Genomic DNA, 6,070 nt, shown 5'->3' with positions numbered 1-6,070 from the left:
GGTAGCTGGCGCCTTGTGCGCTGCCAGCCGACGGCGTTCATGCTATGTCCCGTCTGGGCATCAACAGGACCGGCGTCGCTGCGCCCCCCGGGCTTCGCCCCGCCGCCCTTGCCGCTCTCGAGATCCTGGAACCGGTAGTCGACGTCGCCCTGAAAACGCTTCAGCGCCTCGTCGTTCTTGCGGCTCTGGAATTCGAGCTGCTCGAGCCGGCCGTTGAGCTGGCGCATCTGGTTCTCGAGCCGGTCGAGCCGGACCGCGATGTCGGCCATCGAGGACGACTGCGCGGGCTGGACATAGCTCGGCTCGCCGCGCCGCTCGGGCCGCTCGCCGAAGAAGGCGAGCTTCTGCTCGAGCCCGCTGACGCGCTGCTCGACCCAGGACGGCGCCTCCGCGTCGCCGGGCGCGACACAGGCCAGCAGGGCGCCGAGCGCAAAGCGTCGGACGGGCGAAGAGCGCAGGACGTCGAACATCTTGAGTGGGAATCCCGGCTGAGACGCGAGGGCTGTCATGAGGCCGCTACGCTCGCAGTTCGGCTGAATTAGGGCCGATTCCGGCGGGCGGCGCCAGAGGCGCGCCCGCCGGAACCGAGGGATCATCACGATCCGGCGCCGCCGAGCAGCGTGACGGCGCGCCGGTTCTGCGACCAGCAGGAGATGTCGTCGCACACCGCGACCGGCCGCTCCTTGCCGTAGGAGATCGTGCGCATCCGGTTGGCCGGCACGCCGCGCGCCACGAGATAGTCGCGCGTGACCTGCGAGCGGCGGGCGCCGAGGGCGAAGTTGTACTCGCGCGTGCCGCGCTCGTCCGCATGGCCCTCGATGGTGATGGCGTAGCGCGGATAGCGCGACAGCCACTGGGCCTGCTTGTCGAGGGTGGAGCGCGAGGTGGAGGTGAGCTCGGTCGAGTCGGTCTCGAAGAAGACGCGATCGCCGACGTTCACCACGAAATCCTGCTGGCTGCCGGGAGGGCCGCCGCGACCGCCGGCCCCATAGGCCCCGTTGGCGCCGTCGAGGCCGTCGCCCGGCTTCTTGGCGCAGGCGCCGAGAGCGAGCGCCGCGCAGAGCACGACGGCGATTTTCGCGCTCCGACCGATACGCATGGTACGCAACATGCCCGATGACTCCTTGTGGCTGTCGGTTGCGCGATCCATAGCATTCTCCCCCTTAACCGAAGGTTCCGTTAGGCTTAAACAAGGGTTTATTTCAGCATCTTCATAAGCCGGCGCCGTTAACCTTGTCCGCGCGAACGCGACCGCTTCATGGCGCGATCGCGGCGGCGGAAAGTCCGCGCCCGTGTGAGTCCGTAAGGACACAGCCCGCGCGGACGGCCGTCATCGCTCCGGCGGCCTCGAGCCGCGGAGTTCGCCGTCGCATCATTGGTTCAAACAGCCTGGAGACGCGGGGACGCCGCGCCGCCTCTGATGATTGATGGTGGCGCTGCGGCGCCCCCGCCTACGCCCAAGACCCCACCCGACCTCGGCCTGCGGCCCAGGCCACCCTCCCCACGGCTTCGCCGCGAGGAGGGAGAAGAGGCGTCGCGCCCGGACGCAGGGGTCCTCCCTCCCTCGCAGAGGGGAGGGTGGACGGGCGAAGCCCGGCCGGGTGGGGTGCTTTCAGAATGGGCCGCCCGAACCTCCGCGTCATGCCCGCGCCTTCGCGCGGGTATCCACGACTTCTCTTGCGGGCGTTGCAGAAGGAAGTCGTGGATGCCCGCAAGCGGGCATGACGGTGAGGCGGGGCGGCGGGTTCGTCGGAGGCGCGAGGACGACAGTCTGCGCGCTACGCCCAAGACCCCACCCGCCCCTCGCTGCCGCGAGGGGCCACCCTCCCCGCGGCTCACGCCGCGAGGAGGGAGAAGAGGCGGCGTCGCGGCCGCGCCGAGAGGGGGTCAGTTCAGCAGCGGGGACCAGGCGGGGTCGGAGGCAAAGCCGGGAGTCGGGACGCGCTGCTCGTTGCGGCCGGTGATGTCGATCGAGAAGATCTTCGGCCCCGGACCGACGTCGCGGAAGAACATCAGCACGCGGCCGTTCGGGGCCCAGGTCGGGCCCTCATTGTGGAAGCCCTCGGTCAGGATGCGCTCGCCGGTGCCGTCCGGCCGCATCACGCCGATCGCGAACTTGCCGCCGGACTGCTTGGTGAAGGCGATCAGGTCGCCGCGCGGCGACCACACCGGGGTCGAGTAGCGCCCGTCGCCGAACGAGATGCGCTGCGCCCCGCCGCCCGAGGCGCTCATCACGTAGATCTGCTGATTGCCGCCGCGATCGCTCTCGAACACGATCTTGGAGCCATCGGGCGAGAACGAGGGCGAGGTGTCGATCGAGCCGGAGTCGGTGAGCTTGGTGGTCGCGCGCGAGCGCAGGTCCATCACGTAGATCGACGCGTTGCCGCCCTGCTCGAGGCTCATCGCGACCTTCTGGCCGTCCGGCGAGAAGCGGGGCGCGAAGGTCATGCCGGGGAAGTTGCCGACCGCCTCGCGCTGGCCGGTCTCGATGTTGAGCAGATAGACGCGCGGGTCGCCCTGCCCGAACGACATGTAGGTGATCTCCTGGCTGGTCGGGCTGAAGCGCGGCGTCAGCACCAGCTCGCTGCCGGAGGTGATGAAGCGGCTGCCATAGCCGTCCTGGTCCATGATCGCGAGGCGCTTCACGCGGGCGTTCTTGGGGCCGCTCTCGTCGACATAGACGATGCGGGTGTCGAAATAGCCCTTCTCGCCCGTCAGCCGCTCATAGATCATGTCGGCGATCAGATGAGCGACGCGCCGCCAGTTCTTGTCGGTGAAGAACTGCTGGCCTTCCAGCTGGTTGCCCGCGAACACGTCCCACAGGCGGAAGTCGGTGCGCAGCCGGCCGTCGCCCTGCCGCACGATCTGGCCGGTGACCAGCGCCTGCGCGTTGATGATGCGCCAGTCGCCGAAGCGCGGCGCGGCGTCGAAATTCGAGATCTTCTCGATGAAGGCGCGCTTGTCGATCGGCGCGAACAGGCCGGAGCGCTGCAGGTCGGCGGCGATGACGCCCGCCATGTCGGCGGCGAGCTTCGGATCGCTGCCATTGGCCAGGAAGTCCGGGATCGCGATCGGCAGCGGCTGCACGTTGCCCTGGTTGATGTCGATCGACACCTGCGCGCGCGCCGGAGCGAAGGGCGCCGCGGCGAGGACCGCGAGCGCGGCGAAGGCTGCGGCTCGAAGAAGGCGAGCGGGGAGAAGCGTCATCAGGCTCTTCCGGATGAGGCGCGCTGGCGCCGGAATGAAAAGGCGACGAAGCGCAGTCGCGAATGAAAGGCCGGGCCGGGGCGGCCGGGCTGGAACGGAGAACGTCGGAACGCCGTCATCCGCCCATCATGTCCTTGGGGTCGAAATTGATGTTCACCTGGCGCCAGTAATCGTAGGCCTCGGCGGGCAGCTTCAAGGGCGAGCAGCGCCGCACCGCGCGGGTCGCGGCGTCGGCGGCGGCGCGGAACGCGGGATTGGAGGACGAGTTCGTGACCTCCGGGCCGCCGGACAGCGAGCCGTCGGCGTTCAGGGTGAAATGCACCCGCACCGCGAGGCTGCCGTCGCTCGACGCGCCGAAGGGCGGGTTCCAGCACTGCATGACCTGCTCGCGCACGGCATTGTCGATGCCGGTGCGCTGCGACATCGACAGCTTGGTCGCCGTGCCGCGCGAGGTGCCGGCGGTGGTCTCGGGCGAGGTCTCGCGCGCCGCCGCAGCCTTGCGGCTCGCGTCGCGCACGTCCTTCATGGCGCTGTCGCTGGACGACGGCTTGTCGCCGAGCAGGCTCGCGATCTTGGACGGATCGAACTTTCGCTCCTTGGCCTTGGCGGCCGCCTCGGCCTTCTCCTTGGCGGCCTTTTCGGCCTCCGCCTTGGCGAGCTTCTCAGCCTTTTCCTTGGCGACCTTCTCGGCTTCCGCCTTGGCGAGTTTCTCGGCCTTCTCCTTGGCCGCCTTGTCGGCCTCGGCCTTGGCGGCCTTCTCGGCCTCCGCCTTTTCCTTGGCGGCTTTCTCGGCCTCGGCCTTGGCGAGCTTCTCGGCCTCGGCCGCCTGGGCGAGCTTTTCGGCCTTCTCCTGCGACGCCTTCTCGGCGGCCGCCTTCGCGGCCTTGTCGGCGGCGGCCTTCTCCTGCGCGGCCTTGGCCTCGGCTTCCTTGGCGGCCTCCGCCTGCGCGGCCTTCTCGGCCGCCGCCTTCGCGGCCTCCGGATCGGGTTTCGGCTCGGGCTTGGGCTCCGGTTTCGGCGGCGCCTCGGCGGTGACGGGCGCGGCCTCCGGCGGAGGCGGCGGCGCCTTCACGTCCTCCTTGGCGACGGGCGTATCGTCGTCGGCGGGCTCGGGATCGGCCTCGGCGACCTTCTCCGCCTTGACCTTGGGAGCGTCGACCTTCTTGGAGGTCTTCGAGCCCTTGGTCATCGCGTCGAACTCCTGAGGCGTCAGGATCTCGATCGGCAGCGCCTCGGTGGCGCCGACGTCAAACGGCTTCGCGGACGAGAAATTGAGGAGCCCCCACGCGAGGACCAGCGCGTGGCCGGCGCACGAGCAGATGAGGCCCGGACGCAATGTCACGCGTCAGCCCCCCTGCTCCAGCTCGGTGACGAGCGCGACCCGGCGAAAGCCCGCCGAGGACAGCGTGCCCATCACCTTCATCACCTGGCCGTAGTTCACGTTGCGATCGCCTCGAACATAGATGCGCTCCTCATAGCCCGAGTTCGTGATGGCAATGAGGCGCGGCGCGAGTTCGTCGACGTCGATCGGGGTCTCCTGCAGGAACACGGCGCCGTCGTTCTTCACCGTGATGGTGAGCGGCTCCTTCTCCTCGTTCAGCGGATTGGCCGAGGTCTGCGGCAGGTCGATCGGCACGCCCACGGTGAGCAGCGGCGCCGACACCATGAAGATGATCAGCAGCACCAGCATGACGTCGACCATCGGCGTCACGTTGATGTCGGACATCACATGGCTGCGCCGCCGCCGGCGCGCGCCGTGGCCGCTTGATCCTCCGCCTGCGCCGCTCATGCCCATCGGGTCAGGCCCGCTCGTCAATCTGGCGGGACAGGATGGCGGAGAACTCGTCCGCGAAGCCCTCCATGCGGCTCGCCTGGCGGGTCACCTGGTTGGAGAACTTGTTGTAGAAAATGACCGCCGGGATCGCGGCCACGAGGCCGATCGCGGTCGCGAACAGCGCTTCCGCGATGCCGGGCGCGACGACGGCGAGCGAAGTGTTCTTCGAGGCGGCGATCGACTGGAACGAGGTCATGATGCCCCACACCGTGCCGAACAGGCCGATGAACGGGCCCGCCGAGCCGACGGTCGCCAGCACGAGCAGCTTGGACTCCAGCCGCTCGACCTCGCGCGCGATGGTGACGTCGAGCACCTTGTCGATGCGCTGCTGGAGGCCCGCGACCGAGCGGCCGCCGCCCTCATAGGAGCGCTTCCACTCGCGCATCGCGGCCACGAACAGCGCGGCCATCGAGGTGTTGGGCCGGTTGACCAGCGAGCGGTAGAGCTCCTCGAGGCTCTGGCCCGACCAGAAGATCTTCTCGAAGCGGTCCATGTTCCGCTTGGTGCGCGAGAACAGCAGCTGCTTGTCGACGACGATCGCCCAGCACCAGATCGAGGCCGCGATGAGCCCGAGCATCACGAACTTCACGATGATGCTGGCCTGCAGGAACAGGCCCCACAGCGACATGTCGGGGGTATGCATCGTCAGGTCGTCTCCAGTCTCCGTGCGCGGCCACGTTCACGGGAGGCGCGACGCGGCGATGTCCGCCGCCGGCGCCGCATCCTTCGACCCAAGGCTCGGAGCGACGGCGCGTGTCGCGCGTTAATGTGTTGAAACTGCGACCCGATCCCGCATATCCGGCTTCGTTCATGAACCGTCAGGGTTAATACGGCGTTACCGCCCTCCCCTGTTGCCCGGCGGCGACGGCCGCCGCGGCCGGGCCTGATAGGCTCGCGGGATGCGTCACCGCCCCCTCCTGCTCGCCGCCACGCTCCTGCTCGTCGCTTCCCCCGCCCCCGCGCAGGAACCGGCGTTGCTTTCGCATGGAGCGAAACGATGTCGCCTGTCCCGAAGCAGGGCCTGCAGAT

Annotated in this window: 5 protein-coding genes and 1 pseudogene; all 6 read right to left on the bottom strand. The window is 69.0% G+C overall.

Annotated features, from left to right (window positions below):
• A pseudogene (locus ACIKT0_RS11735) lies at positions 1–470 on the bottom strand (hypothetical protein); the annotation flags it as partial.
• A 125-nt stretch (positions 471–595) separates the two neighbouring features.
• The gene (gene pal, locus ACIKT0_RS11730) at positions 596–1,111 is read right to left on the bottom strand and encodes a peptidoglycan-associated lipoprotein Pal (protein ID WP_407105520.1); all 516 of its coding nucleotides are present in this window, start codon (positions 1,109–1,111) and stop codon (positions 596–598) included.
• A gap of 776 nt (positions 1,112–1,887) precedes the next feature.
• Positions 1,888–3,207, bottom strand: coding sequence for a Tol-Pal system beta propeller repeat protein TolB (gene tolB / locus ACIKT0_RS11725; RefSeq protein ID WP_407105519.1), 1,320 nt, complete (start codon positions 3,205–3,207; stop codon positions 1,888–1,890).
• 115 nt (positions 3,208–3,322) lie between these two features.
• Complete coding sequence (tolA, locus tag ACIKT0_RS11720) at positions 3,323–4,549, bottom strand: cell envelope integrity protein TolA (RefSeq protein ID WP_407105518.1); 1,227 nt, start codon at positions 4,547–4,549, stop codon at positions 3,323–3,325.
• 3 nt (positions 4,550–4,552) lie between these two features.
• On the bottom strand, positions 4,553–5,002 hold the full coding sequence (gene tolR / locus ACIKT0_RS11715; RefSeq protein WP_407105517.1) for a protein TolR: 450 nt from the start codon (positions 5,000–5,002) through the stop codon (positions 4,553–4,555).
• A gap of 4 nt (positions 5,003–5,006) precedes the next feature.
• Positions 5,007–5,684, bottom strand: a complete 678-nt coding sequence (gene tolQ, locus ACIKT0_RS11710; RefSeq protein ID WP_407105516.1) for a protein TolQ — start codon at positions 5,682–5,684, stop codon at positions 5,007–5,009.
• Positions 5,685–6,070 lie beyond the last annotated feature (386 nt).

The sequence above is a fragment of the Hansschlegelia beijingensis genome (assembly GCF_045505405.1).
Taxonomy (GTDB): Bacteria; Pseudomonadota; Alphaproteobacteria; order Rhizobiales; family Methylopilaceae; genus Methylopila; species Methylopila beijingensis_A.
Note: the sequence above shows the minus strand (reverse complement) of the source record. Positions and strands in the feature narration are given on the sequence as shown.

Coding starts and splice junctions, on each gene's coding strand:
- tolB (WP_407105519.1), bottom strand. CDS start 3,207: ATGACGCTTCTCCCCGCTCGCCTTCTTCGAGCCGCAGCCTTCGCCGCG.
- pal (WP_407105520.1), bottom strand. CDS start 1,111: ATGTTGCGTACCATGCGTATCGGTCGGAGCGCGAAAATCGCCGTCGTG.
- tolR (WP_407105517.1), bottom strand. CDS start 5,002: ATGGGCATGAGCGGCGCAGGCGGAGGATCAAGCGGCCACGGCGCGCGC.
- tolQ (WP_407105516.1), bottom strand. CDS start 5,684: ATGCATACCCCCGACATGTCGCTGTGGGGCCTGTTCCTGCAGGCCAGC.